25 protein-coding genes, 1 tRNA gene and 1 pseudogene are annotated in these 26,086 nt (G+C 65.9%); 15 read left to right on the top strand and 12 right to left on the bottom strand.

Going from position 1 to position 26,086, the window contains the following annotated elements; all coding sequences use genetic code 11:
* The first annotated feature begins 75 nt into the window (after positions 1-75).
* Positions 76-1,167, top strand: coding sequence for an adenylate/guanylate cyclase domain-containing protein (locus CWS35_RS21865; RefSeq protein ID WP_100953698.1), 1,092 nt, complete (start codon positions 76-78; stop codon positions 1,165-1,167).
* 5 nt (positions 1,168-1,172) lie between these two features.
* Here the strand turns inward: CWS35_RS21865 and CWS35_RS21860 are convergent, their stop codons facing one another.
* Positions 1,173-1,421 carry a hypothetical protein gene (locus CWS35_RS21860; protein WP_245438622.1) on the bottom strand — a complete coding sequence of 83 codons (249 nt, stop codon included), beginning with the start codon at positions 1,419-1,421 and terminating at the stop codon, positions 1,173-1,175.
* Between the two features lie 92 nt (positions 1,422-1,513).
* Here CWS35_RS21860 and CWS35_RS21855 point away from each other — a divergent pair, with 92 nt between their 5' ends.
* Together CWS35_RS21855 and CWS35_RS21850 are read left to right on the top strand one after the other, a co-directional pair.
* Positions 1,514-2,734, top strand: a complete 1,221-nt coding sequence (locus tag CWS35_RS21855) for a helix-turn-helix domain-containing protein (RefSeq protein ID WP_100953696.1) — start codon at positions 1,514-1,516, stop codon at positions 2,732-2,734.
* 29 nt (positions 2,735-2,763) lie between these two features.
* Complete coding sequence (locus tag CWS35_RS21850; RefSeq protein ID WP_024581391.1) at positions 2,764-3,408, top strand: glutaminyl-peptide cyclotransferase; 645 nt, start codon at positions 2,764-2,766, stop codon at positions 3,406-3,408.
* A gap of 34 nt (positions 3,409-3,442) precedes the next feature.
* On the opposite strand, the gene CWS35_RS21845 is transcribed toward CWS35_RS21850, so the two are convergent.
* On the bottom strand, positions 3,443-4,660 hold the full coding sequence (locus tag CWS35_RS21845) for an MFS transporter (RefSeq protein ID WP_100953694.1): 1,218 nt from the start codon (positions 4,658-4,660) through the stop codon (positions 3,443-3,445).
* 578 nt (positions 4,661-5,238) lie between these two features.
* On the opposite strand from CWS35_RS21845, the gene CWS35_RS21840 reads away from it, so the two are divergent.
* The 3 genes from CWS35_RS21840 (at position 5,239) to CWS35_RS21830 (ending at position 7,380) form a co-directional block, all read left to right on the top strand.
* Entirely contained in the window at positions 5,239-6,579 is a 1,341-nt protein-coding gene (locus CWS35_RS21840; RefSeq protein ID WP_100953692.1) for an RtcB family protein, read from the top strand.
* A 24-nt stretch (positions 6,580-6,603) separates the two neighbouring features.
* A tRNA-Cys gene (locus CWS35_RS21835) sits at positions 6,604-6,678 on the top strand.
* Between the two features lie 150 nt (positions 6,679-6,828).
* Positions 6,829-7,380 carry an AAA family ATPase gene (locus CWS35_RS21830; protein ID WP_245438620.1) on the top strand — a complete coding sequence of 184 codons (552 nt, stop codon included), beginning with the start codon at positions 6,829-6,831 and terminating at the stop codon, positions 7,378-7,380.
* A 9-nt stretch (positions 7,381-7,389) separates the two neighbouring features.
* Here CWS35_RS21830 and bamA read toward each other — a convergent pair whose 3' ends face one another.
* Positions 7,390-9,870 carry an outer membrane protein assembly factor BamA gene (gene bamA, locus CWS35_RS21825; protein ID WP_371682877.1) on the bottom strand — a complete coding sequence of 827 codons (2,481 nt, stop codon included), beginning with the start codon at positions 9,868-9,870 and terminating at the stop codon, positions 7,390-7,392.
* Positions 9,871-10,180: 310 nt separating this feature from the next.
* On the opposite strand from bamA, the gene CWS35_RS21820 reads away from it, so the two are divergent.
* Both CWS35_RS21820 and CWS35_RS21815 read left to right on the top strand, forming a co-directional pair.
* Positions 10,181-10,903 (top strand): response regulator, encoded by a 723-nt coding sequence (locus tag CWS35_RS21820; RefSeq protein ID WP_024581386.1) that lies wholly within the window; start codon positions 10,181-10,183, stop codon positions 10,901-10,903.
* Positions 10,900-12,240 (top strand): ATP-binding protein, encoded by a 1,341-nt coding sequence (locus CWS35_RS21815; RefSeq protein ID WP_100953686.1) that lies wholly within the window; start codon positions 10,900-10,902, stop codon positions 12,238-12,240. The genes CWS35_RS21820 and CWS35_RS21815 overlap by 4 nt, the downstream gene beginning before the upstream one ends.
* Positions 12,241-12,260: 20 nt before the next feature.
* Here the strand turns inward: CWS35_RS21815 and CWS35_RS21810 are convergent, their stop codons facing one another.
* Entirely contained in the window at positions 12,261-12,713 is a 453-nt protein-coding gene (locus CWS35_RS21810) for an EF-hand domain-containing protein (RefSeq protein ID WP_157817203.1), read from the bottom strand.
* A gap of 177 nt (positions 12,714-12,890) precedes the next feature.
* Positions 12,891-13,358 (bottom strand): MarR family winged helix-turn-helix transcriptional regulator, encoded by a 468-nt coding sequence (locus CWS35_RS21805; protein ID WP_100953682.1) that lies wholly within the window; start codon positions 13,356-13,358, stop codon positions 12,891-12,893.
* 149 nt (positions 13,359-13,507) lie between these two features.
* Here CWS35_RS21805 and CWS35_RS21800 point away from each other — a divergent pair, with 149 nt between their 5' ends.
* Together CWS35_RS21800 and CWS35_RS21795 are read left to right on the top strand one after the other, a co-directional pair.
* Complete coding sequence (locus CWS35_RS21800; RefSeq protein ID WP_100953680.1) at positions 13,508-13,909, top strand: Ohr family peroxiredoxin; 402 nt, start codon at positions 13,508-13,510, stop codon at positions 13,907-13,909.
* Between the two features lie 102 nt (positions 13,910-14,011).
* Entirely contained in the window at positions 14,012-14,416 is a 405-nt protein-coding gene (locus CWS35_RS21795; RefSeq protein ID WP_168226490.1) for a cupin domain-containing protein, read from the top strand.
* 68 nt (positions 14,417-14,484) lie between these two features.
* Here the strand turns inward: CWS35_RS21795 and CWS35_RS21790 are convergent, their stop codons facing one another.
* Positions 14,485-16,002: an MFS transporter gene (locus tag CWS35_RS21790; protein WP_100953678.1), complete on the bottom strand. Its 1,518-nt coding sequence runs from the start codon at positions 16,000-16,002 to the stop codon at positions 14,485-14,487.
* A gap of 214 nt (positions 16,003-16,216) precedes the next feature.
* Between CWS35_RS21790 and CWS35_RS21785 the strand changes: the two are divergent.
* A pseudogene (locus CWS35_RS21785) lies at positions 16,217-17,065 on the top strand (LysR family transcriptional regulator); the annotation flags it as partial.
* A gap of 12 nt (positions 17,066-17,077) precedes the next feature.
* Here CWS35_RS21785 and CWS35_RS40140 read toward each other — a convergent pair.
* On the bottom strand, positions 17,078-17,989 hold the full coding sequence (locus CWS35_RS40140) for a LysR family transcriptional regulator (RefSeq protein WP_100953676.1): 912 nt from the start codon (positions 17,987-17,989) through the stop codon (positions 17,078-17,080).
* Positions 17,990-18,111: 122 nt separating this feature from the next.
* Here CWS35_RS40140 and CWS35_RS21775 point away from each other — a divergent pair, with 122 nt between their 5' ends.
* Positions 18,112-19,548 carry an MFS transporter gene (locus CWS35_RS21775; protein WP_245438618.1) on the top strand — a complete coding sequence of 479 codons (1,437 nt, stop codon included), beginning with the start codon at positions 18,112-18,114 and terminating at the stop codon, positions 19,546-19,548.
* 20 nt (positions 19,549-19,568) lie between these two features.
* A complete protein-coding gene (locus CWS35_RS21770) occupies positions 19,569-20,078 on the top strand; it encodes a DUF1993 family protein (protein WP_100956586.1) in 510 nt (169 codons plus the stop codon).
* Between the two features lie 3 nt (positions 20,079-20,081).
* On the opposite strand, the gene CWS35_RS21765 is transcribed toward CWS35_RS21770, so the two are convergent.
* From CWS35_RS21765 to CWS35_RS21755, 3 genes are read right to left on the bottom strand one after another with little or no spacing between them, the layout of a single operon-like run.
* Positions 20,082-21,545 (bottom strand): M20/M25/M40 family metallo-hydrolase, encoded by a 1,464-nt coding sequence (locus CWS35_RS21765; protein WP_157817201.1) that lies wholly within the window; start codon positions 21,543-21,545, stop codon positions 20,082-20,084.
* A 45-nt stretch (positions 21,546-21,590) separates the two neighbouring features.
* The gene (locus CWS35_RS21760; protein ID WP_100953670.1) at positions 21,591-22,769 is read right to left on the bottom strand and encodes an MFS transporter; all 1,179 of its coding nucleotides are present in this window, start codon (positions 22,767-22,769) and stop codon (positions 21,591-21,593) included.
* Positions 22,766-23,323 carry a GNAT family N-acetyltransferase gene (locus tag CWS35_RS21755; protein ID WP_100953668.1) on the bottom strand — a complete coding sequence of 186 codons (558 nt, stop codon included), beginning with the start codon at positions 23,321-23,323 and terminating at the stop codon, positions 22,766-22,768. Before CWS35_RS21755 ends, CWS35_RS21760 begins: the two co-directional genes overlap by 4 nt.
* A 100-nt stretch (positions 23,324-23,423) precedes the next feature.
* Here CWS35_RS21755 and CWS35_RS21750 point away from each other — a divergent pair, with 100 nt between their 5' ends.
* The gene (locus CWS35_RS21750) at positions 23,424-24,326 is read left to right on the top strand and encodes a LysR family transcriptional regulator (protein WP_100953666.1); all 903 of its coding nucleotides are present in this window, start codon (positions 23,424-23,426) and stop codon (positions 24,324-24,326) included.
* A gap of 56 nt (positions 24,327-24,382) precedes the next feature.
* Here the strand turns inward: CWS35_RS21750 and CWS35_RS39555 are convergent, their stop codons facing one another.
* Positions 24,383-24,547 carry a hypothetical protein gene (locus CWS35_RS39555; protein WP_168200257.1) on the bottom strand — a complete coding sequence of 55 codons (165 nt, stop codon included), beginning with the start codon at positions 24,545-24,547 and terminating at the stop codon, positions 24,383-24,385.
* 159 nt (positions 24,548-24,706) lie between these two features.
* Positions 24,707-25,480, bottom strand: a complete 774-nt coding sequence (locus CWS35_RS21745; RefSeq protein ID WP_168226361.1) for a glucose 1-dehydrogenase — start codon at positions 25,478-25,480, stop codon at positions 24,707-24,709.
* 110 nt (positions 25,481-25,590) lie between these two features.
* On the opposite strand from CWS35_RS21745, the gene CWS35_RS21740 reads away from it, so the two are divergent.
* Positions 25,591-26,064 carry a helix-turn-helix domain-containing protein gene (locus CWS35_RS21740; protein WP_100953661.1) on the top strand — a complete coding sequence of 158 codons (474 nt, stop codon included), beginning with the start codon at positions 25,591-25,593 and terminating at the stop codon, positions 26,062-26,064.
* Positions 26,065-26,086 lie beyond the last annotated feature (22 nt).

The raw sequence follows: 26,086 nt of genomic DNA, 5'->3' as shown, positions 1-26,086 counted from the left end.
GATGCATCCTCTATTGGCGACGGGTCTTCAGGGATAATTCGTGATAAGAACGGCGCCGGAACCCATGATGGCGTAATGCAACTGTCCTCGACACTGAGCTGGCTGGTCGACGCCGCGGCCGAGACCGCGGGCGCCAACCGGTTGCTGGCGGAGCTTGGTCGCCACCTTATCACGGATGGCCTGCCGCTTGCCGGCGGCGCGCTGACGCTCGAGGTTCCACATCCCTTGATCGCGAGGCGCACCTGGTTGTGGCGTGCCGACAATGGCGAGGTCATCGAGGCGCTCGGCTTTGCACCGGAACAACCGTTTGCGATGCCGGACATGGTGGGCTCCGCCGATGCCGGCCGGCGCTGGCTCGGCGCGCTGGGGCCCGGCCCGATCCACCAGGACACGATTGGAACACGTCCCGATGGCCCAACCCTCGGATGGATCGGAACGCGTGCCTTCACGCCTGCCGAGGCCGATCGCTTGCGCGAGGCGGCGCGCTTCACCGCCGCACCACTCGCGGCGCTCGCCGCGCGCGCGACATTGACGGCGGCGTTGGAAGCCTATCTCGGACGGCGCAGCGCGGCGCGCGTCCTGACATCGCCATTGCGGCGCAACACCGGCGAGAGCATCGAAGCGGCGTTGCTGTTTGCCGATCTCCGCGGCTTCACTGCGCTCTCGGAAAGCCACCCGCCTGCCGAGGTGATCGCCGCACTCGACGCCTGGTTCGACCGCATCGCCGGTGCGATCCATGCCTTCGGCGGCGAGGTGCTGAAATTCATCGGCGACGGCCTGCTCGCGATCTTTCCGGTCACGACCGGCGCGCGCAGCGCGTGCGAGGCGGCTTTGCGCGCGGTGTCGGCGGCGCGCGTCGGCATGGCACATCTTGATACCGAGCGGCGCAGGCAGGGTTTGCCGCCGCTGCCATTCGGCGCGGCGCTGCATCTCGGCGAGGTACACTGGGGCAACATCGGCGCGGCCGACCGCCTCGACTTCACCGCGATTGGTGCTGCGGTCAATCTGGTCAGCCGGCTCGAAGGCCTGTGCAAGCCGCTGCAACAGACCGTGCTGGTTTCGGGTGCCGTCGCCGCGGAGACCGAGACGCCGCTGGTCGCGCTCGGCACCCATGAGCTGCGCGGCATCGCGCGACCCTGCGCGGTCTTCACCTTGCCGGAGGGATGAACGGATCATCGGAACAGGCGCAACCACGGCGCCAGGTGAAATGCGCTCATCAGCGCGTACATCGGGACCATCCCCTGCAATGAAAGCGCTCCCTGCATGGCGCCGCAGATCAAGTCGGCCGGCGCCAGCGCGACCGCCAGCGTCATCACTGCGAAGGTCGGCGCCGCCGCCAGCGACAGCCAGCGCTCGGCGATGGCACCACGGCCACCAACGCGGCCCTTCAACCAATCCTGATGTGTCTCGATTCCAGTCATCGTTCGATCTCTCTGGAGATAACCCATGTCGTCATGTGGTAGGTTAGAAGCGGACCTCGGAGGGCGAGAGTGACAAGTGTGTCGGGATTCGAATGGACTCGTTGATTATCGCCGCGGCGCGCGCGCTCGCGGCGGGTGATCCCCTCGGCGCACTGAAACGGGTGGCCCTGCGCGACGACGCGCCGGCGCTGGCGCTGCGCGGCATCGCGATGGCCCGGCTCGGCGATTTCGCCCGCGCCAAGGAGCTGTTGCGGCGCGCAGGCCGTGCCTTCGGCCCGCGCGAGGCGATCGCCCGGGCACGCTGCGTGGTGGCGGAAGCCGAGATCGCGCTGGTGTCGCGCGACCTGTCGTTTCCCGGCAAGAGCCTCGCCGCGGCGCGCGCGACGCTCGCGGCACGCGGCGATGCGCTCAACGCTGCGCATGCTGGCTATCTCGAGATCCGCCGCCTGCTCTTGATCGGCAGCCTCGACGCCGCCGAGCGCATGCTTGACGACCTCGATCCGGCACCGTTCCCGCCGGCGCTGCGGGTTGGCCATGAGTTGGTCGTCGCCGGCATCGCGATGCGGCGGCTGCGCACGAAGCCGGCACGCGAAGCGCTGGCAAGGGCAAAGGATGCCGCACGCAACGCCGGGATCGCCGAACTCAATGCTGAAGTAGAGAGTACTGCACAGCTGCTCACGACACCCGCGGCGCGCCTGATCGCGCGCGGCAGCGAGCGGCCGCTGCTGCTCGAGGAGGTCGAGACCCTGATGGCGTCGAAGGCGCTGGTCGTCGACGCCTGCCGCTATGTCGTGCGCGATGCCGGCGCCACGGTGTCGTTGACGCGCCGTCCGGTGCTGTTCGCGCTCGTCCGCGCGCTGGCTGAAGCGTGGCCGCAGGACGTCTCGCGCGGCACGCTGATCGCCCGGGCGTTTCGCGGCAAGCATGCCGATGAATCGCACCGCGCCCGGCTGCGGGTCGAGATCGGTCGGCTGCGCCGGGCCCTGCGGCCACTCGCCGATCTCAACGCCACCGCGGACGGATTCGTGCTGAAGCCGCACGGACGGCACGACGTCGCCGTGCTGGCGCTGCCAGTGGAGGAAGAACATGCAGCGGTGCTGGCGTTCCTCGCCGACGGCGAGGCCTGGTCGAGCTCGGCGCTGTCGGTCGCGCTCGGCGCGAGCCAGCGCACCGTGCAGCGCGCGCTCGACGCGCTCGCCGCCAGCGGCAAGGTGCAGCCGGTCGGCCGCGCCCGTGCCCGGCGCTGGATGACGCCGCCGGTGCCGGGATTCACGACGACGTTGTTACTCCCTGCCCCGCTGCCGAATGGCTAGCATCAGGGCCGAAATCACAGGAGCGCAGCATGAAGAAGTTTGAAGCCGAGATCATCCGGGAATACGCCTTCGACGGCGTCGAGAGCGTGGGCGGCGTCAGCTTCGACGGCGAGCAGGTCTGGTTCGCGGCCGGTGGCCGGCTGGTTGCGTTCGATCCCGACAGCGGCAAGACCACCCGCACCCTCGACATCGCGGCCCATGCGGGCACCGCCTTCGACGGCAAGCATCTCTATCAGATCGCCGAGGACCGTATCCTGAAGATCGAGCCGGACACCGGACGCGTGGTGTCGACCATCCCCTCGCCCGGCGGCGGCCGCGACTCCGGCCTCGCCTGGGCGGAAGGCTCGCTGTGGGTCGGCCAGTATCGCGACCGCAGCATCATCCAGGTCGATCCGGACACCGGCAAGGTTCTGCGCACCATCGCCAGCAACCGGTTCGTCACCGGCGTGTCCTGGGTCGATGGCGAACTCTGGCACGGCACCTGGGAAGAGGACCAGAGCGACGTGCGGCGGATCGATCCGCAGACCGGCGAAGTGATGGAGCGGATCGAGATGCCGCAAGGCGTGAACGTCTCCGGGCTCGAATCCGACGGCAGCGACCGGTTCTTCTGCGGCAGCGGCTCGACCAACAACAAAGTGCGCGCGATCCGGCGCCCGAAGCGCGCCCGCGCGTGAGGCGAAAGCAATTCGTTCCACGCGCAGCGCAAGCTCACGCCGGCGCGGGCACCGCGTCCGGCCGCGCCGTCTGCATCGGGCGGAACATCATCATGATCAGGAACGCGCCGATGCCGACCGCCCAGGAGCCGACATAGAGCCACGTATAGCTCGCGAAGGTGTCGTAGATCAGGCCCCCGGCCAGCGGCCCGGTCGCCATGCCGAGGCTGCCGGCCATCGCGGTGCCGCCGATCACGGTGCCCATCATCCGCAGCGGAAAATTCTCGCGGATCAAAACGGAATAGAGCGGCATGGTCCCGGCATAGATGAAGCCGAAGGTCGCCGCGACCGCGTAGAACGCGGCAAGCTGGTGCGCGAACACATAGCCGAGCGCACCGAATGCCTGCGCCAGCAGCCCGAGCACCAGCACGCGCTTGGCGCCAAAGCGGTCGCCGAGCAGGCCGAAGGCGATGCGGCCGCCCATGCCTGCCAGCCCTTCCACGCTGTAGATCGTCACCGCGGCGACCATCGGAATGCCGCAGGTGACCGCGTAGCTGACGGTGTGGATGATCGGGCCCGAATGGGTGGCGCAGCAGAAGAAATTGGTGGCGATCAGGATGAGGAATTGCGGCGAGCGCAGCGCCTGCGCCAGCGACATCTGCGGCTCCCCGCTGGTGGCGGCTGCTTCAACATGATCGCCTTGTAGCGCCGGCGGGCGGCGCACCAGGAACGAGATCGGGATCATGATCGCGCCGACCACGGCCGAGACGATCAGCATCGCGGTCCGCCAGTCATGGTGCGAGATCAGCCAGGCGGCAAGCGGCGACATCGTCATCGGCGCCATGCCCATGCCGGCCGATACCAGCGAGACGGCAAGGCTGCGATGGGTGTCGAACCAGCCGGTGACGCAGGCCATCATCGGCGCGAAGATCGCCGCCGTCGCCGCGCCGACCAGCGCGCCGAACACGAACTGGAATGCCAGCAGCGAGGTTGCCTGGCTCGCCAGCGCAAGGCTCGCCGCCAGCACGACCGACCCGGTCAGCACCACCGGGAGCGGACCAAACCGGTCGGACAGCGTCCCCCAGGCCATGCTGGTGAAGGCCATTGCGAGGAAGCCGATCGTCATCGCGCTGGAGATGCCGGTCACCGACCAGCCGGTCTCCCGCGCCATCGGTTGCAGGAACACCGGCAGCGAAAACATGCCTCCGATCGCGACGCAACCAAGCAGGCCGCCGGCCGCGACGATCACCCAGCGATAGGTCGAATTGCTCATTCCGGACCTCCCATGCAGTTCGTTCTGGATGCAAGACGAACGGACCGGAGCGGAACCGACAGCCTGTGACGGCGACAGCTCACTTTTTTGCGAGCCTAGCAGATAGCAGGCAGCGCTACCTCAATCTCAGGATCAGAGCGTCGTGCAGGAGATCGAGCCTGACGTCATGTGACGTCCGTCTTCGGGTCCGATGCAGCCTATGTGATCGACGTCGTCGGCCTCGCGCTGACCGTCGCTTGACATGCAGAGGTTGCAGGCGTATTTCCGCGGCCCTCGCGAGCATCATGTTCGCGAACCAATGCGAGCCAAGCCGATGCACATAAAACCGCAGCAAGGATGCGCACTGATCCGCCGACCGTCAGCCAGTCTACGGCCGATCAACTATGCATGCCCGGTTCATGGGGGCGGTCTCGCTTAGGCGCGATCGACAATCCGTACATCACGGACCCTCCCGAGCCAGCCGCTCCGGAGGGTTTTTTGTTGCCTGCGCGCGGTCTGGTCGAACTTCGGCCAAGAACGATCCCGAACGCCGCGCGGGAGTGCGTGCGGCTGATCAAGATTCAGCAGGAGCCAATACAATGCGACGACCCGATCCACACCAGGAGCGCGCCCGCGAACTCTGCCTCGCCGCGGGCATCGATCCGGATTCCCGCGTCGGCGAAGGCCGTGGCCAGCCGGCCTGGTGCCTGTATCGCGACGCCGCCCGCAAGGAGAAGCTTGCGCGTGAGGCCGATGCGGCCTCGGCGGAGATCGCGATGCTGCGCCCGCAGGAAGAGCGTTTCAAGAACGCGCCGCTGCGGGTGTTCGGCGAGCACGACCCTGCGACCATCAAGCAGATGCGTAACTGCATGGCGGTCGGCAATGTCGTGTCCGGCGTGATCTGCGCGGACGGCCATCTCGGCTATGCCCAGCCGGTCGGCGGCGTGATCGCCTATGAGAAGCAGATCTCGATCTCCGGCGTCGGCTTCGACATCGGTTGCGGCAACATGGCCGCGCGGCTCGACGTGCGCTTCGACGACATCAGCGAAACCGTCCCGACGATCATTCGCGACGTCGCCAAGGTGATCTCGTTCGGCATCGGCCGGAAGAACGTCGAGCAGGTCGAGCACGCGTTGTTCGACGATGGCGACGCCTGGCGCGAAAGCGACATGGAGGCATACCGGCAGAAGGCCGTCGGCCAGCTCGGCACGGTCGGCTCCGGCAACCACTATGTCGACCTGATGCGCGACGAGGCCGGCTTCGTCTGGATCGGCGTTCACTTCGGCAGCCGCGGGCTCGGGCACACCAGCGCGACCCGCTACCTCAAGGCGGCCGGCGGCAAGGACGGGATGAATGTCCCGCCTGCCATCGTCGACGAGGATTCCGAACTCGGGCGCCGCTACATCGCCGCGATGCAGCTCGCCGGGCGCTATGCCTATGCGGGCCGCGAGTGGGTCGTGGATCGTGTCCGCCGCATCATCGGCGGCAAGGTCACCGATTCCGTGCACAACCACCACAACTACGCCTGGCGCGAGACGCATGGCGGCAAGGATCTGTGGGTGGTGCGCAAGGGCGCGACGCCGGCTTTCCCCGGGCAGCGGGGGTTTGTCGGCGGGTCGATGGGCGATGATGCCGTCATTCTCGAGGGCGTCGATAGTCCGGAGGCCAAGGCTTCGCTCTATTCGACGGTGCACGGCGCCGGGCGGCTGTTCGGCCGCAACGAAGCCAAGCGCCGCTTCACGCGCGAGGAGATGGACCGCTGGCTCACCGAGCGCGGCGTCACGTTGGTCGGCGCCGATCTCGACGAGAGCCCGATGGCCTATCGGCGCTTGCCGGAGGTGCTTGCCCGGCACGCCGGAACGGTGAAAGTGCTGCACACGCTGCGGCCGTTTGCCGTGGCGATGGCGGGTGAAGGCGAGTTCGATCCGTTCAAGGACTAAAGCGAGGCGTACGCGCCTCGCTCGGGTGCGGTGGCGAAATGGGAACGCTGCGGCCTGCAAAACCGCCATGAGCCGGTTCGATTCCGGCCCGCACCTCCAGCGCTGGTTGCCCGCTCGCGATCCGAGCGCTATCCTGCTGGCATCCGTCGAGACAATCTCCGGACAGTTCCCCCAGACACGCACATGCCGTCAGGCGTTCCGCGACCGCGGAGCGCCCTGCTCCACGCCTTGCAAGGAAAGGATCTTCCCTTGAACAATCGCTTCGTCCTGATCTCCGGCTGCTCCGGCGGCGGAAAGTCGACCCTGCTCGCCGAACTAGGTGGACGCGGCTATGCGGTCGTCGAGGAGCCCGGCCGTCGCATCATCGCCGAGGAATTGGCGGCCGGCGGCAGCGCGCTGCCCTGGGCCGATGCGGCCGCCTTCCTGCGGCGCGCCATCGACCTCGCGCTCGAGGATATGGCGATGGCCGAAATCCGCTCCGGCTGGGTGTTCTTCGACCGCGGCCTCGTCGATGCCGCCTCGGCGCTGGAAGCGTCGACGGGCGAACCTGTGCTGCACGCGATCTGTTCCGCCTATCGCTACCACCGGCGCGTCTTCATGACGCCGCCATGGCCCGAGATCTACGTCACCGATTCCGAACGACGGCACGGCTTCGAAGCAGCGACGGCAGAGTACCGCCGCCTGATGGAGACCCTCCCCGCGCTCGGCTACGACACCGTCGTACTGCCCAAGAGCTCGCCATCCGCGCGGGCCAATTTCGTGCTGGCGATGCTTGGCGACGACAACGCATCGACGGTCTGATCATCCGGCTCAGAATGACGTTCCGCCGCCGAACCTGAACTCTTGCACGACGTCGTATTTGCCCTTGGTGATCGGCACCGCGTAGTCGAAGCGCAGCGGCCCGAACGGCGATGCCCAGATCAGGCCGACACCGACCGAGGTCCGCACCACGTTCTCGTCGTCGTATTGGAGGCCGCATTTGCACGCAGCCGTATTCACCTCCCCGGTCGCGGCCCACGATGTCGGGCCCTGGTAATCCCACAGCGAGCCGGCATCCGCGTAGACCGCCCCCTTGAGCCCGACCTCCGACGGCAGGAACCAGAACGGCATCTGCAGCTCCATCGATGCGCCCCAATATTTGGTGCCGCCTAGTGCATCTCCCGTTGCGCCAAGGCTCGCATAGGTGATGTCGCGCGGTCCGATTCCGTTGGTGGCAAAGCCCCGCACCAGATTTGGCCCCATCTGGAATTGGTCGAGCATGCGGATGTTGTTGTCCCCGACCTTGGTCAGAACACCGCCTTGCAGATGGATCAGTCCGACGAGGTCGGAGACCAGCGGCGTATAGTACTTGGCGTCCACCGCGCTCTTCAGATAGGTGACGTCGCCGCCGACGCCGGCAAAATCCTGCTTGAAATCGATCAGCAAGCCATCGGTCGGATTCTTGTTGTTGTCGAGGGTATTGTAGCTCAACGTGTATCCGACCATGGAGGTCCAGGTCGCACCTCCCGCCAGCTCTTCGCGCACCGGCAGCGTCGCTTCGCCGTCGCCGTAGCAACCATACCCATAGAGCCCCGACGAGACCGAATTGGTCGGATCGACGCCGCCCAGCACACTCTTGATGTAGGCCGGCGTCGGATTGAACGCGAGCGAGGGGTTGGAGGCATTGTTGTTGCAATTGTCCAAGGTGCTCGCGAGCGTGACCTGCTGCTGGTAGAGCGAATACCGAAGCTGGAGCGTGAGATCCTCGCGCAACGCCAGGCCGAGCCGCGGTGAAAAGCCGACGGTCTTTACGCCGTAGGTCGAGTAGTCGCTCGGCAATTGCTCCTTGTAATAGGCGTCGAGCCCGAGCGCCACGCGATAATCGAGCAGATACGGCTCGACAAAGGACAGCGACACGCCGCGCGAATACTGGCCGTAGCTGACGCTTGCCTTGGCGAACAGGCCTCTACCGAGCAGATTGCGTTCGGAAATGCTGACCTCGGCGAGCGCGCCGTCGGTGGTGGAATAGCCGCCAGAGACCGAGAAGTCGCCGGTCGATTTCTCCTCCAGATCGACGATCAGGATCACGCGGTCGCTCGATGAACCGGGCTCGGTGGTGATCTTGACCGTCTTGAAGTAGTCCAGATTCTTGAGCCGCCGCTCGGCCCGATCGACCAGCGCGCGGTTGTAGGCGTCGCCCTCGGAGAGATCGAACTCGCGCCGGATCACGTAATCGCGGGTACGGCCATTGCCGCGAATATCGATACGCTCGATATAGGTGCGCGGCCCCTCCTCGACGTGAAAGACGATCCCCACGGTGTGGGCCTCGTAGTTCCGCTCGCCGGATGGATGCACCACCGCGAACGCGTAGCCGCGCCGCGACGCTTCGATCTGCATGTCCTCGACCGACTTCTCGATCGCCTCGGCGTTGTAGAGCGCCCCCTCGCTGACGCGTGACAGGGAACGCAGCGTCGCCGGATCGAAACCTGCAATGTTCGACCGGAAACTCACCGTCGCGACCCGGTACTGCTGCCCCTCCTCGATCTTGAAGGTGACCTGAAACCCCTTGTGTTCCGGGTCGTATTCGGCGAGCGCGGCCACGACCTGCACGTCGGCGTAGCCATGCTTCAGGTAGAAGCGGCGGATCAGGTCACGGTCGGCTTCGACGCGGTCGGGGTCGTAGATGTTGGCGTCGCCGAGGAAGCTCAGGAAGTTCGTCTCATGGGTCTTGATCACATCCTTCAGACGCGACGTCGAGAAACTGTTGTTCCCCATGAACTCGACGGTCTTGATCCCGGTCTTCGCGCCTTCGTCGATGGTAAAGACCAGATCGACGCGGTTGTTCGAGCGCTCGATGATCTCAGGCGTGACATGCACATCGTAACGGCCGGAGTGACGGTAGATCTCGGCGATCCGCAGCGCATCGGACTGCACCATCGGCCGCGACAGCGTGCCCCGTGACTTCGACTGCACCTCGGCCGAAAGCTGCTCGTCCTTGATCTTCTTGTTGCCCTCGAACGCGACGCGATCGATCACCGGATTCTCGACCACCGAAACGACGACCCGGCCTCCGGCATGACTGATCTTGACGTCCTGGAACAAGCCGGTCCCGATCAGCTCCTTGAGGGCGTCGTCGATGGCGGCCTGGTCGAGATGGCCGCCGGGTCCGGGCCGGAAGTAGGAGCGGATGGTCTCGGCCTCGATTCTCCGGTTGCCTTCGATTGCGATCGCATCGACGGACTGCGCCGCCGCCGGCGCCAACAACAGCCGCGTCACCGACGTCCCCGGAATCAAAAGGCCCGAGAGCACCATCGCCGCAACCAGGCTCCGCCACGTCTTCATTCCACACCTCGCAAACAAGTCGCCCGTTGTGACGGGACGGCGATGGCCATGGTGTGGCTGCAGGATTGCGGGATTATTTCCAGTGATTTGAGACTGTGAGCGCAACGCGACACCGCCGCCTCCGGATTTGTTTCCGGCTGCGGACGCCGCTCACACTTCAGAAACACTATGCTTACGAAAAGGCGCAATGCCGCCCACAAGCAACGCGTATGCTGGTCGATGGGAGGCTGAGCGCGCCAACGCGCGCAAATGACCTTATGATGAGGCCCAGTCGCGGACCATGCTCGCACAAACGCCAAAGATCCTGATCGTCGAAGACGACCTGCAAACCAGGGACCTGATTGCCCGTTATCTCCGCGATCAATCCTGTCTGGTCGCGACCGCCTCGAACGGCAGAGAAATGGATCGTTACCTTGCCGGGCACTCGCTCGATCTGGTCGTTCTCGACCTGATGCTGCCAGGAGAGGACGGACTGACCCTGTGTCGCCGCCTGCGCGGCGACTCGACGATTCCCATCATCATGCTCACGGCGAAGGGCGACGACCTCGACCGCATCCTCGGGCTCGAGATGGGCGCGGACGACTATCTCGCCAAGCCGTTCAATCCGCGCGAGCTGCTGGCACGGATCAACGCCGTGCTGCGCCGCCAGGCCCAGGCCGGCTTTGCCGGACACGCCGGCCAGAGCGCCGCTCGCCTGCGCTTCCAGGATTGGACCATCGATCTCCGCCTGCGCGAGCTGCGCGATCCCGAGGGCGCCCAGGTGCCGCTGACCAGCGCGGAGTTCGACCTGCTTCAGGTATTCTGCGAGCGGCCCGGCCGGATCCTGACCCGCGACGGTCTCCTGACCATGACCCGCAGCCGGCCGGCCAGTCCGTTCGGGCGCAGCATCGACGTGCTGGTCAGCCGGCTCCGCCGCAAGCTCGATACCGGAGAGCGGCCGTCGGTGATCCGAACGGTGCGCACCGGCGGTTACATCTTCACGCCGCATGTGGAGGACGCATGAGCTGGACCCGCAGGACCGCCGCGCTGTTCAGCTTCAGGCGCATCAGCGGCCAGATCGCCGCACTGATCCTGCTTTCGCTGCTGCTGATCCACGCGCTGATCGGCCTTTATATCGTCGGCCAGAAGCCGCGGACGTTTCCGGACCGGCCCATCCACCAGTTCGAGATGATCGCGAAACTTCTCGGTGAGAGCTCAGGTGACGATCGCGCGATGGTGCTGCAAGTTGCGCGGCAAACCTTCCCTCGCCTCAACATTGCGCTGCGTGAAGCAGGCCCTCGCCTGACCGGCGATGTCTCGGCAGCGACGAGTGGCAGCATCGATCCGGCGTCCTCCGCCAAGACGGCGCCGGCCACGATTCGGCTACCGGACGGAGCCGTGGTCGAAGCGACGACCGGCTCGACCAAGCTGCCGCCGTTCTTCGGCGGATTCTGGGTCAGCACGGTGCTGTTCCTGTTCGTCAGCGTCACGCTGCTCGGCGTGTGGGCCGGCCGCGCGCTCAGTGCTCCGCTCTCGGCATTTGCCCGCGCCGCCGAGAACTTCAGCATCAGCCAGGCGGCCGCTCCGCTTCCGGAGACCGGCCCGGAAGAAATCCGCGCCGCGGCGGTCGCGCTCAATCACATGCGCGAACGCATCACCGCGCTGATGAACGACCGGACGCGGATGCTGGCCGCCATCAGTCACGACCTGCGGACGCCGATCACGAGGCTGCGGCTCCGATCCGAATACATCGAGAACGATGCCCATCGCGCGGAGACCCTGCACGACCTCGACCAGATGCAGGCGATGCTGGAATCGGTGCTGTCGTTCCTGAGCGGCGGCAGCGCGGCGAAGCCGACCCTCGTGAACGTCGCCGCCCTGTTGCAGACGATCTGCGAGCAATTCTCCGATTGCGGCCATGTGGTGCGCTACCACGGCCCGATCAGGGCCTCGCTGTTGATCCGCCCGAGCGAGATCAGCCGCACCGTGACCAACCTGGTCGAAAACGCCCTGCGGTTCGGCAGCGAGGTCGATATCCGGCTGACGGCGTCCACCGATCAGGCCATCATCGACGTGGCCGATGACGGTCCGGGGATTCCGGAGCACCTTCGTGCCGATATGTTGAAGCCGTTCGTCCGCGGCGACGAGGCCCGCACCATGAACGAGAAGAGCGGCTTCGGGCTCGGTCTTTCTATCGCCCAGGCCATGGTGTACGGGCATGGCGGCGAGCTCTCCCTGCACGACAATGCACCGCACGGCCTTCTTGTCCGGATCACATTGCCAGGGACGGCGCCCCCTGGATCAGATCGAAGTGCAGCAAGCCCGCCTCGCCCCGCGCGTCCCGCGCTCGTGTCCGGCTAGCGTGCATTTCGGAACCGGCTTCAGGATCGCTTGCCCCTGCCGCCCGGCCGCTTCTGGTCAGTCCCGGTCGCTTTCAGTTCGTCCGGCGTGACGCGGCAGTCGCCGTTCTTGTCGTATTGCAGAATGAACTCGTTCGGTTTCTCGACGAACTCTCGGCGGGTGATTTTGCCGTCCTGGTTCTCGTCGAAATAGCCGAAGTCTGCGTCGGCGAGCGCGCTGCCCGCACGCCGAACGGCCTCGAACTCCGCAGGCGTGAGCTGTCCATCGTGATTGCTGTCGGCACGATCGAACAGCCGTCCGAGGTAAGCCTTCCACTCGTCGCAGGTGTAGATGCCGTCGTGATTGCCGTCCCAGATCTCGGCCGCGGTTGCCGGTGAATGCTCTCCACCGGAACGTGATGGCGGCGGAGCCTGATCCGGTGCAGCCGGCTGCGCCGCTGCAAACCGCAAGGCCGCACAAGCCAAGCCGATCACGGCGATCATCCTGGTGCGTAACGTCCCGTGCAAATCGAGCTCTCCCCGCGCCGTCGCAAGACGGAGCGGAGTTGCGAGTGGTCCAGTGGCGAAAATGCGGACGGACGGCGTGCGGATACGACCGGTTACAATTTGGCGCGGGGCGCCGTGACGCGCGCGCGCACCGCCGCTATGGCATCAGCCCTTCTTCGGCTCGCCGCGCGTGTTCTGCAGCAGATTGTCACGCAGCCTGACCACGCTCTTCTGCACGATCGGAAACTCGTCTCCGAGCCCCGCGGCTTCGATCACCGACATGCTGATCTCCCTGTCGAGCAGCCGCCGCCCGGCCGGCGTCAGGTTGACCCGCACCTGCCGCTCGTCGGCCGGATCGCGGACGCGGCTGATGTAGCCGCTCTGCTCCAGCTTCTTGAGGATCGGCGTCAGGGTGTTGGATTCCAGGAACAGCTTCTCGCCGAGCTCGCTGACGGTCTGTTCGTCGGTCTCCGACAGCGCGATCATGGCGATGTACTGGGTGTAGGTCAGGCCCAAACCGTCGAGGATCGGCTTGTAGGCGCGGCCGAACGCCAGATTGGCGGAATAGACCGCAAAGCACAGGAAATTCGAGAGTTTTCGGCCCTTGGATTCGGCCTTGGAGGAGCGGGTCACGGGCAATCTCCGGATTTCGTGAAGTCCCAGGCAATATAAATCGCATCCGATTAAATCGGAAGAGCTTGACACCTCGGGATCATCGCCTTATTTCACAGCGCATCCGATTAGATCGGATACGATCTATATTCACCCAACAGGAGCTCGCCATGACCGCCAATGCAAAGGTTCTCGTCACCGGAAAGACCCATGTCACCGCCGGCCCGAACGGCGCCGCCGTCTCACGCGACGGCTTCCTCGACGTCAAGCTGCCGCAACCGCACCCTGCCGCCGAAAACCTGTTCGCGGCGGCCTGGTCGGCTTGCTACATCGGCGCGATCCAGCTCGCCGCCGGACAGCGCAAGGTCAAGCTTGCGAGCGAGCCCGAGGTCGACGCGGAGATCGATCTCAATCAGGCCGGCGGCGCCTTCTTCCTCAGCGCGCGCCTCAACGTCCGCATCCCCGGCGTCGAGCGCGAGCTCGCCCAGCAGCTGATCGAAGCCGCGCACGGCATCTGCCCCTACTCCAAGGCGGTACACGGCAACATCGACGTCACGACCACGCTGGTCTGAGACGATCCCATGACGATCTCCGACGCGGACCGGCCGTTCGCCGGTTCGCGGTCGGTCCCCCAACACACCAACATCGAGGAGTTCAAGATGACCAGCAAGCTGATGATGGCGACGCGCCTGCTCGCAAGGGCGGCCCTGATCGCCGGAAGTTTCCTGACGATCCCGACCGCCCACGCGCAGCAGCCGGACGGCATCACGCGAACCGATCTGCAACGTCACGATCTCAGCGCCCCCGGACGTGAAGCCGTCCAGGTGCGGGTCGATATCGCGCCCGGCAAGGCGTTCGGCCAGCACACCCATCCGGGCGAGGAAATCATCTATGTGCTCGCCGGAACGCTGGAATACGACGTCGAAGGCAAGCCGCCGGCGACGCTGAAGGCCGGCGACGTGCTGTTCATCCCTGCCGGCACGATCCACGCGGCCAAGAATATCGGCGACGTGACGGCCAGCGAACTCGCGACCTATGTCGTCGAGAAGAACAAGCCGCTGCTGACCCTCGTGAAGTGACCGATCAGCTCCGCTTGCCCGCCCCTTGCGCACTGCATGTCCTCCGGGGCGGGCGCGGCGACGTCTCGTCACTTGGTGCATTGGACCTCCGCCTGCCGGACCTGCCGCGCGTTGAAGATCAGGAAGCTGATCGCGGCCATGATCCACACACCGATGCCGCCGTAGAGCATCACCCAGCCAAAGCCGCTTGCGAGTGCCTGATGCACCACCGGACCGGAGAGCTCCGGCGCAGATGCAGCGTCGCCGGACGCGATCCGTTCGGCAATGACGCGCAGCTGCCCGCCATCCAGCGCCGGCAGCACCGCTCTGAGATGCGCGAGCACGCCGCTCGCCAGAATGAACCCCATCAGCGCGATGTTGACGGACAGCGAGACCATCCGCGCGCTCATGTCGATGCCGGATGCCATGCCGGCGCGGTCGCTCGAGACCGAGCCGGTCGTCGTGTTGGTGACCGGCGTGTTGGTGATGCCGAGGCCAATTCCGGCCAGCAGGCAACCCGGCAGCATGGTCAGCCAGTCGGGCTGCGCCGCGGCGCTGCCGAACTTCATCAGCATGAAGCCGGTGCCGATGGTGAACAGCCCTGCCGGGATGATCAGGCCCGGCTGATAACGCAGCGCGAGGCGCTCGGCGAAGGGCGGCATCACCAGCGTCGGCAGCGTGTAGGCGAGCAAGGCAAGTCCCGCGGACACGCTGTCATAGCCGAGCCCGGCGTGAAACCAGATCGGCAGATAGATCATGAAGGGCCAATAGCTGAGGTTCATCGCGGCGGAGCCGACGATCGAACCGGAGAACGCCGGTATCCGGAACACGGAGAAGTCGAACATCGGACGCCGGCTGACTTTCTCGGCAACCAGGAATGCTACGAAGCTCACGGCGGAGACACCGAGAATCGCGAGTCCCTTCGGGCTCATGAAACCGAGATCAGGCCCCTGTGTGATGTAGAAGGCGAGACAGAACACCGCGACCGACATCGTCACGATGCCGGCGACGTCGAGGGTGCTCGCCTTCGGATCGCTGGATTCATGCACGCCGCCGATCGTCAGCACGAAGGCAACCGCCGCGAACAGCACGTGGACCAGGAACACCCACTCCCAGCTCAGCACCGCGACCATGGCACCGCCGATGATCGGCCCGAAGCCGAGGCCGATGCCGAAGATGACGCCCCACCAGCCCCAGGCGACGGCGCGCAGGCGGCCGCCCTGGAATTCGTGCGACAGCACGGCGATCTGGCAGATCAACAACGCACCGCCGCTCAGGCCCTGGAGGAATCGCGCGGCGATCAGCATCTCGACGCTCGAGGCCACGCCACAGATCAGCGACGTGACGCCGAACGCCGCGATCGCGACCAGGAAGATGCGCTTGCGTCCATAGCGGTCCGCCACCGTGCCGACCGCCATCAGCACCGTGGTGACCGCGATGGTGTAGGCATTCATGATCCATTGCAGCGACTTGAAGTCGGCATGCAGCACCCGTTCCAGCGTCGGCAGGATCGCGGGGATGCTGGAAATCTCCAATCCGAACATCAGGCAGGCAAGGCACACGGCGGACAGCACGATAGCGCCGCGCCGGCTCAGTTCAGTCGACATGATCAGGCCCTTTGTTGTGGCAAGCCAACGGCATACCGCACGCTGTTGCCAGGGTGCTGGCAGCAGCGTCGGACGTCGCGACTCACAATCTATTGAGGCCGCGGCGACGGGAATCGGGTGGCCACGGTGCTTCACAACACAAGCTAGTTGCGGCTTGAGCATTGGTGAATTGGATGACTAGATATTTCAGAGACAACAATTCCGGATGACTGACATGACCACGCTCGACATCGACGCCGTGAAGACCTTCGTGACCATTGCCGAGCTCAGCAGCTTTACTCGCGCCGCAGATGCGCTCGGCACCACGCAGGGCGCGATCAGCGTCAAGCTGAAGCGGCTGGAGCGCCAGGTCGGCCACAGGCTGATCGAACGGACGCCGCGGCTGGTCCGCCTCTCCGCGCAAGGCGCCGAGTTTCTCGCTCCGGCACGCGAACTGCTCGCCGCGCATGACCGTGCCGTCGCCGGACTCTCGTCAGCGCGCCGCCGCTTTGCGCTGGGGATCGCTAGCCATGTCGGCGCCCCCGAGCTTCCGACCCTGCTGACGCGGCTCAATGCCCATGATCCGACCCTCACGATCGAGGTGCGGCTTGCCGATGCCCGTGACCTGATGGACGCGTTCGATCGCGGGACGATCGATGCCGCGATCATCTTTCGCGACGACGACCGGCGCGACGGCGAAGTTCTCGGCCCCGATCATTTCGGATGGTTTGCCACGCCGGACTTCGTGCACCACGCCGGCGAGCCGTTCCGATTGGCAGCCTCCTCGCCTGCCTGCGGCATCCTGAACACCGCCACCCGCGCGCTCGACGCGGCGGGATTGCGTTGGACGGAGTCCTTCCTCGGTTGCGGCGCATTTGCCGTAGTGGAAGCGGTTTCGGCCGGCCTCGCGATCTCGGTGTTCTCGCGCCGGGTCGCACCACCCGGCACCATCGAAGTGTCCGAGAAATTCGGCCTCCCTGCGCTGCCGCCGGCGCAGATCGTGCTGCTGTCGACGCTGACGGACGCGAGGTCGCGCGCGGCGTTGAGGACGCTGGCCGGCGCGTTTCGCGAGCATCATCGACCGCCCGCGCCTGTGCTATCGCCGCGCGCGGTCGACGCGCCGTCCCTCGAACAGCGCGCGCTCCGACGCGAGCGCCTTGGCAAGGAAATCAAGCGTGGCGCGGATGCGCGCGGTGCGCTTGAGATCGTCATGCGTCAACAGCCAGAGCGCTGATCGCAATTCCGCCAGCGTCTTCGGCGTCACCCGGCGCAACTCCGGCGCCGTGTCGCCGACATAACAGGGGAGCACGGCAAGGCCGAGCCCGGCGGTTGCCGCGTCGCGCAGCGCCGGAAGCGCATCGACCCGGCAGGCGATCCGCGCCGCCGGCACGTTTTCCCGCATCCAGCCGGCGATGACGGTCCCCGCCAGCGCGTCGTCGAGCCCGATCCAGTCATGCACCGACAGATCCAACCCGTTGCGCCGGGCAAGACGGGCGCGCGATCCATAGACCGCGTGCGCGATATCGGCGATGCGACGCCCGACCAGCAGCTCCGACGGCGCGGGCGTCGGCCGGATCGCGATCTCGGCCTCGCGGCGGGTGAGGTTCGCCATCGCATTCGAGATGACGATCTCGGGCTGTATCTCCGGATGCGCGGCACGCATCGCGGGCAGATGCCGCATCAGCACCGCGCCGAGCGTGTCGGTGGTCGTGATCCGGACCGGGCCCGACGGCCTGAGGTCCTGTCCCGAGAGCTTGCGCTCGAGCGCAAGCACCTCGTGCTCCAGCCGTGTCGCCGACGCCGCCGCGATCTCGCCGGCCGACGTCGGCGCATAGCCGTCGCGAAAGCGCTCGAACAGCCGCGTTCCGATCGTCCCCTCGATCGTGCCGAGGCGGCGAAACACCGTCGAATGCGTCACGCCCAATGCGCGCGCCGCTCCCGAGAGGCTGCCCTCCCGCGCGACCGCGAGCACGAGGCGAAGATCGTTCCAGTCGAGAGTACTGTGCATTTTTGCAAACTCTGTTGCCAGACTCGAGGAATATCCTATCACGGATCGACAAGCCATCCTCTGGCAAGTTCGATCGACAGGCATGCCTGCGCGAAGCGAAGACGATGCAGAGGAGCCGGCAGGTGACCAGCGAGACCAGCGAAACGTTGCAATTCCACGACACCGGCCACGTCGCCGCCGACCCGCGGCGATGGCTTGCGTTGCCCGTGCTGCTGACCGGCGCCTTCCTGCCGATCCTCGACTTCAACGTCGTCAATCTCGCGCTGCCCGCCATCCGCGACGATCTCGGCGCAACCGCAAGCGAAGTGCAGCTCGTGATCTCGGCTTACGCGGCGGCCTATGCGGTGTTCCTGATCACCGGTGGCCGTCTCGGCGACCTGCTCGGGCGACGCCGCATGTTCCTGACCGGCGTCGCCGGCTTCACCATCGCATCGGTGCTGTGCGGCATCGCGTGGTCACCGACCGTGCTTGTCGCCGGACGCATCCTGCAAGGTCTCACCGCGACCGTGATGGCGCCGCAAGTGCTGGCCTCGATCCGCGTGCTGTTTCCGCCCGCCGAACAGGGCCGCGCGCTAGGCTTCTACGGCGCGACCTTTGGCCTTGCCAACATCTGCGGTCAGATCCTGGGCGGCGCCTTGGTCTCGGCCCATCCGTTCGGGCTGGCCTGGCAGGCGATCTTCCTGATTAACGTGCCGATCGGCATCGTCGCATTCGTCGGCGGGTTGCTGTTCCTCGCCGACTCCCGCGCCGAGCATGCCCAGCGGCTCGACATCGGCGGCGTCATCCTGCTGTCGCTCACGCTCGGCTTTCTGGTCTATCCGTTGATCGAGGGACGCGAGTCCGGCTGGCCGATCTGGATCATCGCCATGCTGCTGGCGTCACCCGTGATGCTCCTGGCCTTCGTCCGGTTCGAGGCCGGCCTGTCGGCGCGCGGCGGCGACCCGCTGGTCGCGCTGCATCTGCTGCGCAACAGTGATTTCGTGATCGGACTGGTGATGGCGCTCGCCTTCTACATGCTGTCGTCGTTCTATCTGACCTTCGCGGTGTATTTGCAAAGCGGCCTGCACCAGTCGCCGCTGGCGGCGGGCCTCGCCACCCTGCCCTTTGCCACCGGCTTCTTCGTAAGTTCGCTGCTGTCGCCCTACGTCATGCAATGGCTCGGCCCGCGTACGCTGACGGTCGGCTTCGCGCTGCAGGTGATCGGCTTCGGCATCGTGATGCTGGCGGTCGGCGGCGTGAGTCCGCAGAGCCTCGAATTCGGCCTGATCTGCGGCGGGCTCGGCTTCGGCACCGTGATGCCGTCAGTCATCAAGGCCGTGATCGGCAGCATCGATCCGCGCCACGCAGGATTGGCATCGGGCATGATGATCTCGACCTTCCAGATCGGCGCCGCGCTCGGCGTCGCGCTGATCGGTGGCGTGTTCTACAGCCTGCTCGGTCCGCATCCGCAGGCCGGCGACTACGCCCATGCCTTCACCATCGCGCTCGGCTGCAACGTCGCGCTGCTGGCGCTCGGCGGCTGGCTGTCATTGTGGCTGCCGCGCGAGCCACGGGCTTGAACCGATCCGAGGACAACACCATGAACGCCCCGCTATACGACGCCTCCATCCCCGTGTTCCGGCAAATGCTCGATGCGCTGGCCGACCTGCTGCGCAAGGGCGAAGCCCATGCCCGCGAACGTGGTCTCGATCCCGACGCCATGCTGGCGGCGCGGCTTGCGCCCGACATGCTGACATTGGTTGGTCAGGTGCAACGGGCCAGCGATCACGCCAAGGGCGCCGCAGGACGGCTCGCCGGCTTCGAGCCACCACCCTTTGCCGACGATGAGCAGAGCCTCGCTGAAGCCCATGCCCGCATTTCCCGGACGCTCGATTACATCGACACGGTGCCGGTTCAGGCATTCGATCAGGCGGCCGAACGCCTCATCACTCTACCCTTCGGCGTCCCGCAAATGCCGGCGGCGCGATATCTCCATCGCTTCGCGCTGCCGAGCCTGTTCTTCCACGTCGCCACGGCCTACGCCATCTTGCGTCACCGCGGCGTGCCGCTCGGCAAGCGCGATTTCCTCGGCAACTATCTCTCGACCTGACCGCTACTTCCTGGCGACCTCGCGAAGCGTGGTGTAGACCCACTCTTCTCCCTGCTTGATGGCCTCGACGCCGATCCTTTCGTCGTTGCCATGCATCCGGCTCAGGATGTCGTCGTCGAGCGGATAGGGATAGATGCCGTAGACGGGTACGTTGCGCTCGCGCCAGGCGATGGCGTCGGTGCCCGCCTCGAACATGGTCGGCACCAGCACGGCATCCTTCCAAACCCGCTTGGCGTTGCGCTCCAGCGCGGCATAGAGCTCGGTATCGACCGGCGATGCCGGCAGCTTGCTCCGCATCAGATAGGCGTCCCGTGCCTCCTGCTGCGTCAGCGCGGAAACGATGCTCACCTCGATGCCGGGATCGCCGATCACACGCTTGATCTCCTCGATCATCTGGTCGGCGGTCGTTCCCGGCAGCAGCCGCGTGTTCACGACCGCCTTGGCGTCGCCGGGGATGACGTTGGGCTTGATGCCGGCGTCGATCATCGTGATCACCATGGTGTCGCGCAGCAGGGCGTGCAGCAGCAGGCTGTCCTTGGGATTGTCGGCGACCAGCTTCTTGCCGGCCGCGTCGCGTTCGCCCTGGTCCTTTGCCGCCAACAGCTGCTTGATGTCGGCGGCGGTCTGTTCCGAGCTGATCGGAAGCAGCGCCTTGAAGTAACCCTCGGTCGCCGGCACCAGCTTGACGGCGGGATCGTGCACCGCGAGCTTGGCCAGCGCCGCGATCAGACGGTCGTTGGCCATCGCGCCCGCCGGAAACGGCCGCGAGGAATGGCCCGAGGGACCGGTCGCCTTCAAGGCGAACGTCGCCGAGAGCTTTTCCGCCGTGGTGACGTTGATCTGGCGAACCGTGCCGTCGCGCTCCTGCAACACGTAGCCGCCTTCGTTCAGTGCGAATTCCGCGTCGATCTTGTCCCAATGGTTCTTCGCCAGCCAAACCGTGCTGTACTGACCCTGCTCCTCGTCGGCCTCCGCCAGGAAGATCACGTCGCGCGCGAGCGGCGTCTTCTCCTCGGCAAGCCGCATCACCGCGCTCGCGAACACGGCGAGCCCGCCCTTGAAATCCATCGCGCCGCGCCCGTAGACGAAGCCGTCCTTCTCGATCCCGGCGAACGGCTCCACGGTCCACTTCTCACGCTCGACCGGAACGACGTCGGCATGCGCGGCCAGCAGCACCGGCTTCTTCGAGCCGTCGCCGCGCAGCCGTGCGATGAAATGCGCGGCCTTGCCGTTCGGGGCGACGAAGATGTCCACCTCGGCGCCCAGCGGCGCGAATTGCGACTTCAGATATTCGGCGAGCGCCCGCGTGTCTCCAGGTCCGTTCGAAGTATCGAATGAGATCAACTTCTTGAGCAGGGCAACCGTGCGGTCCCCGTTCGGGTCGGCGGCGGCAAATCCTGTTCCAGAGAGGAAGACGCCTGCGGCGAGTATCACGGCGGCGAGGTTATTCCTGGTCTGCGACGTCACGTTTCTTCCTCCCGTTTTATTCGAGCATATCCCGCAGGGCCGGCATCAGGGAGCCCTTCCGAACAGCAGTTTCAGCATGGCTGCCGCGACAAGCGTCATCACAGCGAGGCCGGTGGAGAGATAGAGCGCACTGGCATCGCCGAATCGGTCGATCACGACGGCATAGAGCAACGGCGCCGCTGCCGGCAGGATGAAGCTCGGAACCACGAGCCGGCCGACCAGCGTGCCATAGCTGCGATGATCGAACAGGATCAGCGGCAGCGTACCCCTGGTGATGGTCAGAATGCCGTTGCAGCCGCCGTAGAGCAGCGCGAAGGCGATCGCCATCGCGTTCGACGACCCGCTGAACAGCCCGGCGATGAAGGACAGCGGCATGATCAGGCAGGCGGCCAGATTGAGCGCGAGCGGGTCGATCCGCCGGCCAAACAGCACCTCGCAGAGGCGCGCCGCCGATTGCCCAATGCCTCGCAACGTCGCGATCCACACCGCCACAGTGACGGTGAGCCCGAGGCCTGAGAGCACCGCGATCATGTGCGCGGACATGCCTGCATTCAGGAAATTGGCGCCGGTCATGATCACCGCATAGAGCCCGCCCGCCGCCGCAAGCCGCTCGCGGCCGACGGCAAGCGGTGGCTTGGGAGCAACCGATACGGAACCCTGCACGCCAGCGAACCGCTCATTCGGAATCAGCAGATGCAGCGGGATCGTCAGCAGCGCGAAGCTGGCATAGGCAAGCACTGCGATGCGCCAGCCGAACTGTTCCGACAGCATGTGGCCGAGCGGCCAGAACACGGTTGCGGCCAGGCCACCGAGCAAGGTGATCCCGGACATCGCGCGGCGCGCCTCCGGACCGCCAATCCGTGCCAGCGCCGCGAACGCCGCGTCATACAGTGTCAGCCGCATGCCGAGGCCGAGCACGATCCACGACGCGAAATAGACAGCGATCTGGTGTGAGACCGCGAGACCGGCGCAACCGAGCGCGTTGATCACGGCCCCTGCGACCATGACCTCGCGGCCACCACGGCTATCCACCCATCGCCCTGCGAGCGGCGACGTCACGCCCATCACCAGCAGCGCTGCGGCGAACCCGCCGTAGACGATGTCGCGGCTCCAGCCGAGATCCGCCGCGATCTGCTCGCCGAAGCCGCCGATCAGATAGTAGGTCGCGCCCCACGAGATCAGTTGCGCAAGCCCGAGGGCGACGACGACGCGGCGGGCGATCACCGCGACTGGTCCCTCTCCGCGGGAAGTCTGGAGGCACCCGTTCCTAGCGATCGCTGCATCAGCACGGTGTCGACCCACTGCCCGAGCTTGAAGCCGACCGACCTCAGCGTCCCGACCATCTCGAAGCCCATGCGCCGGTGCAGCGCGATCGATCCGGCATTACCGCTGTTGCCGATCACGGCAATCATTTGCCGCCACGGCCCGGCCTCGGTGCGCGCGATCAGGGCCTCAAGTAACGCCACGCCAATGCCGCGGCCATGCAGCCCATCGGTCACGTAGACCGAGTCTTCGATGGTGTGTCGATAGGCCGGCCGCGGCCGATACGATGTCGCGTATGCGTAGCCGACCACGCGGCCTTCGAGTTCGGCGACGAGATACGGCAGGCCCGCCGCAAGCACGGCGCTCCGGCGACCGCGCATCTCGTCCACCGCCGGCGGCACTTCCTCAAAGGTCGCCAGCCCGTTCAGCACATGATGGGCGTAGATGCCCTGGACATCGGCCATGTCGCCGTCCGTCGCGTCGCGGACCACGACGCCGTCGATCCCTGCCGCCATGTTGCCTCCCTGCCGCAGCCATCAATATTGCCCAACCATGCGCCTCGCCGTTATATAAGTGAAGCTTTGATTGGTTATGCATAGCATAAGAGATACTTTGATGAAGAATCTCAACCTCGACTACCTCGACAGCTTCGCCGTCGTGATCGATTGCGGCAGCTTCTCGGCCGCGGCGGAGCGGCTGCAACTCACCCAGCCCGCGGTAAGCCTGCAAGTCCGCCAGCTCGAGCGCAGCCTGAATGCGACCCTGATCGAGCGGGTTGGACGCAAGGCCAGGCCGACCGCCGCCGGAGTTGCCCTGCTCTCTCACGCGCAACAGATCAACGCGGCGGTGATGGCGGCGGTCGATGCCGTCGCGCAGCAGACCACGGGAACGGCAGGCCGCGTGCGGCTCGGCACCGGGGCGACCGCCTGCATCTTCCTGCTGCCGCCGATCCTCAGGGAGTTGCGTGCAGCGTTGCCCTCGCTCGAGATCACCGTCACGACCGGGAATACCGCGGAGATCGCGCGCGCCGTCGAGGACAATACGATCGACATCGCGCTGGTCACGCTGCCGGTGTCGGGCCGCAGCTTCGAGGTCACCCCTGTGATGAACGACGAGTTCGTGCTGATCGCGCCGCGCGACATGAAGCTGCCGGCCCGCATCACCCCGGAGGTGCTGGCGACGAGGCCGGTTCTGCTGTTCGAGCCGGGCGGCAACACGCGGCGCACCGCGGACGAGTGGCTGGCGCGTGGCGGCGTCTCGCTGAAGCCATTGATGTCGCTCGGCAGCGTCGAGGCGATCAAGGAGATGGTGCGCGCCGGCCTTGGCTGCGCAATCCTGCCCGGCATGGCGGTGCCTGCCGAGGCCAGGCCGCGCGACCTGATCGTCCGCTCGCTGTCACCAAAACTCTATCGCCGGCTCGCGGTCGTGATCCGCCGCGACAAGCGCCTCGATCGTGGGCTGCGGCAGACCTTGTCGGCGCTCAAGACGCTCTCGGCGACGAAGGATCACGGCCGCTAAGGCGTGATCGGAAACAATGCGGAGCTTGCTTGCGGCAGGCCGCTGAGGTGGAGCGATCAGAACCAGGCGCCCTGAATGCCGAGAATGACAGCGACCAGCGAGATCAACAGGCCGATGCCGGAAAACAGCGCGACGGTGACAAACTCTGCCATATCAGAGTTTTCGGACTCGGACGTGGATGAGGCCTTGATCGGGGTCGCGATGCGAGCTGCCTTGGGCATGACGGCACTCCAAAATGATTCCGTGGTCAAAAAAAATCCCAGCCCTATCCGGGAGTCCCGGGAACTCGTCAAAGGTTCAATGCGCGTGATGATAGTCGCGCAGGAAACCGGCCGGTGTGATCCCTTTCACACCGGCCAATGCTTACACTAAGAAACAAATCAGCCGCGATAGATCGGTGCGCCGGCGGGCGATGCCGTTGCGCCGCCGTCGATGAACAGTTCCTGCCCCTGCACATGCGCGGCATCGTCCGACGCCAGGAACAGCACGGTCTTCGAGATATGATCGGGTTCACCGAGGCGGCCGAGCGGCGTGGTCTTGCCGATGCGCTGCTCGAAGGCCTTCTCGGCTTCGGGGGTTGCGATCGCCGCGCCCCAGATCGGCGTACGCACCGCACCCGGCGCCACCACATTGACGCGGATCCCGCGCGGCGACAGTTCCGATGCTATCACGCGCGCCATCGCGCGTACGCCGGCCTTGCTCGCGGCATAGGCCGAGTAGCCGGGATTGCCGAGCACCGAAATCACCGAGCCGTTGAGGATGATCGACGCGCCGTCATTGAGATAGGGCGCGACCGCCTGCACGGTGAAGAATACGCCGGTGAGATTGGTGCGGATCACGTTCTCGAATGCCGCCAGCGTGGTGCCGCCGACCGGTGTCTGGCCGGGAATGCCGGCATTGGCGAACAGCACGTCGTATCTGCCGAACTTTTCCGCGCCCTGCTTCACCGCGGCCTCCAGCGCCGCGACATCGGTGGCATCGGCCACCACAGCGAGCGCATTCGGCCCGAGTTCGCTGGCCGCCGCCGCGAGCGTCTCCTTGTTGCGCCCGGTGATGACGACCTTTGCGCCCTCGGCCACGAACAGCTTTGCCGTCGCAAGTCCGATGCCGCTGTTGCCGCCGGTGATCAACGCCGTCTTGTTCGCCAGTCTCATGTCCGCCTCCAGCATGGTTGCATTATTAAACTTCGTTGCCTAACTATGGCATCAGGTTTAATATTGCAACCACACAAGGCCGTGATGGCTCGGATTCCGGAGGATAGTCGGTGAAGCGAACCAGTCTTGCAGGCGATTCCTGTCCGGTGGCGCGCGCGCTCGACGTGTTCGGCGACTGGTGGTCGCTCCTGATCATCCGCGACGCCAGCCTCGGCCGCCGCCGCTTCGGCGAATTCCAGGCAAGCCTCGGGCTCGCCAAGAACATCCTGGCTACCCGGCTGCGCACGCTGGTCGAGCACGGCATCCTGAAGACGGTCCCCGCCTCCGACGGCAGCGCCTATCAGGAATATGTGCTGACGCCGAAAGGCCACGGCATCTTTCCCATCCTCGTCGCGCTGCGCCAATGGAGCGAGGAGTTCGACGAGCACCCGGACGAGATCGCGACCGTGCTGGTCGACCGCGCCAGGGGCAAGCCGGTGAAGAAGCTCACGCTCTATTCGCAGGACGGTCGCGTGCTGGGTGCCGCCGACACGACGCTGAAGCCGCGGCCTGCGCGGAAGACGGCGCGGCGCGCAATGTCGTAGGACGGCTCTCCTTTCGTCATTC

The organism is Bradyrhizobium sp. SK17, assembly GCF_002831585.1.
Classification (GTDB): Bacteria; Pseudomonadota; Alphaproteobacteria; order Rhizobiales; family Xanthobacteraceae; genus Bradyrhizobium.
The sequence above is the reverse complement of the archived record's forward strand: the minus strand, read 5'-3'. Positions and strand labels throughout refer to the sequence as shown.

Coding starts and splice junctions, on each gene's coding strand:
- CWS35_RS21865 (WP_100953698.1), top strand. CDS start 76: ATGCAACTGTCCTCGACACTGAGCTGGCTGGTCGACGCCGCGGCCGAG.
- CWS35_RS21860 (WP_245438622.1), bottom strand. CDS start 1,421: ATGACTGGAATCGAGACACATCAGGATTGGTTGAAGGGCCGCGTTGGT.
- CWS35_RS21855 (WP_100953696.1), top strand. CDS start 1,514: ATGGACTCGTTGATTATCGCCGCGGCGCGCGCGCTCGCGGCGGGTGAT.
- CWS35_RS21850 (WP_024581391.1), top strand. CDS start 2,764: ATGAAGAAGTTTGAAGCCGAGATCATCCGGGAATACGCCTTCGACGGC.
- CWS35_RS21845 (WP_100953694.1), bottom strand. CDS start 4,660: ATGAGCAATTCGACCTATCGCTGGGTGATCGTCGCGGCCGGCGGCCTG.
- CWS35_RS21840 (WP_100953692.1), top strand. CDS start 5,239: ATGCGACGACCCGATCCACACCAGGAGCGCGCCCGCGAACTCTGCCTC.
- bamA (WP_371682877.1), bottom strand. CDS start 9,870: ATGGTGCTCTCGGGCCTTTTGATTCCGGGGACGTCGGTGACGCGGCTG.
- CWS35_RS21820 (WP_024581386.1), top strand. CDS start 10,181: ATGCTCGCACAAACGCCAAAGATCCTGATCGTCGAAGACGACCTGCAA.
- CWS35_RS21815 (WP_100953686.1), top strand. CDS start 10,900: ATGAGCTGGACCCGCAGGACCGCCGCGCTGTTCAGCTTCAGGCGCATC.
- CWS35_RS21800 (WP_100953680.1), top strand. CDS start 13,508: ATGACCGCCAATGCAAAGGTTCTCGTCACCGGAAAGACCCATGTCACC.
- CWS35_RS21795 (WP_168226490.1), top strand. CDS start 14,012: ATGATGGCGACGCGCCTGCTCGCAAGGGCGGCCCTGATCGCCGGAAGT.
- CWS35_RS21790 (WP_100953678.1), bottom strand. CDS start 16,002: ATGTCGACTGAACTGAGCCGGCGCGGCGCTATCGTGCTGTCCGCCGTG.
- CWS35_RS40140 (WP_100953676.1), bottom strand. CDS start 17,989: ATGCACAGTACTCTCGACTGGAACGATCTTCGCCTCGTGCTCGCGGTC.
- CWS35_RS21770 (WP_100956586.1), top strand. CDS start 19,569: ATGAACGCCCCGCTATACGACGCCTCCATCCCCGTGTTCCGGCAAATG.
- CWS35_RS21755 (WP_100953668.1), bottom strand. CDS start 23,323: ATGGCGGCAGGGATCGACGGCGTCGTGGTCCGCGACGCGACGGACGGC.
- CWS35_RS21750 (WP_100953666.1), top strand. CDS start 23,424: ATGAAGAATCTCAACCTCGACTACCTCGACAGCTTCGCCGTCGTGATC.
- CWS35_RS39555 (WP_168200257.1), bottom strand. CDS start 24,547: ATGCCCAAGGCAGCTCGCATCGCGACCCCGATCAAGGCCTCATCCACG.
- CWS35_RS21745 (WP_168226361.1), bottom strand. CDS start 25,480: ATGAGACTGGCGAACAAGACGGCGTTGATCACCGGCGGCAACAGCGGC.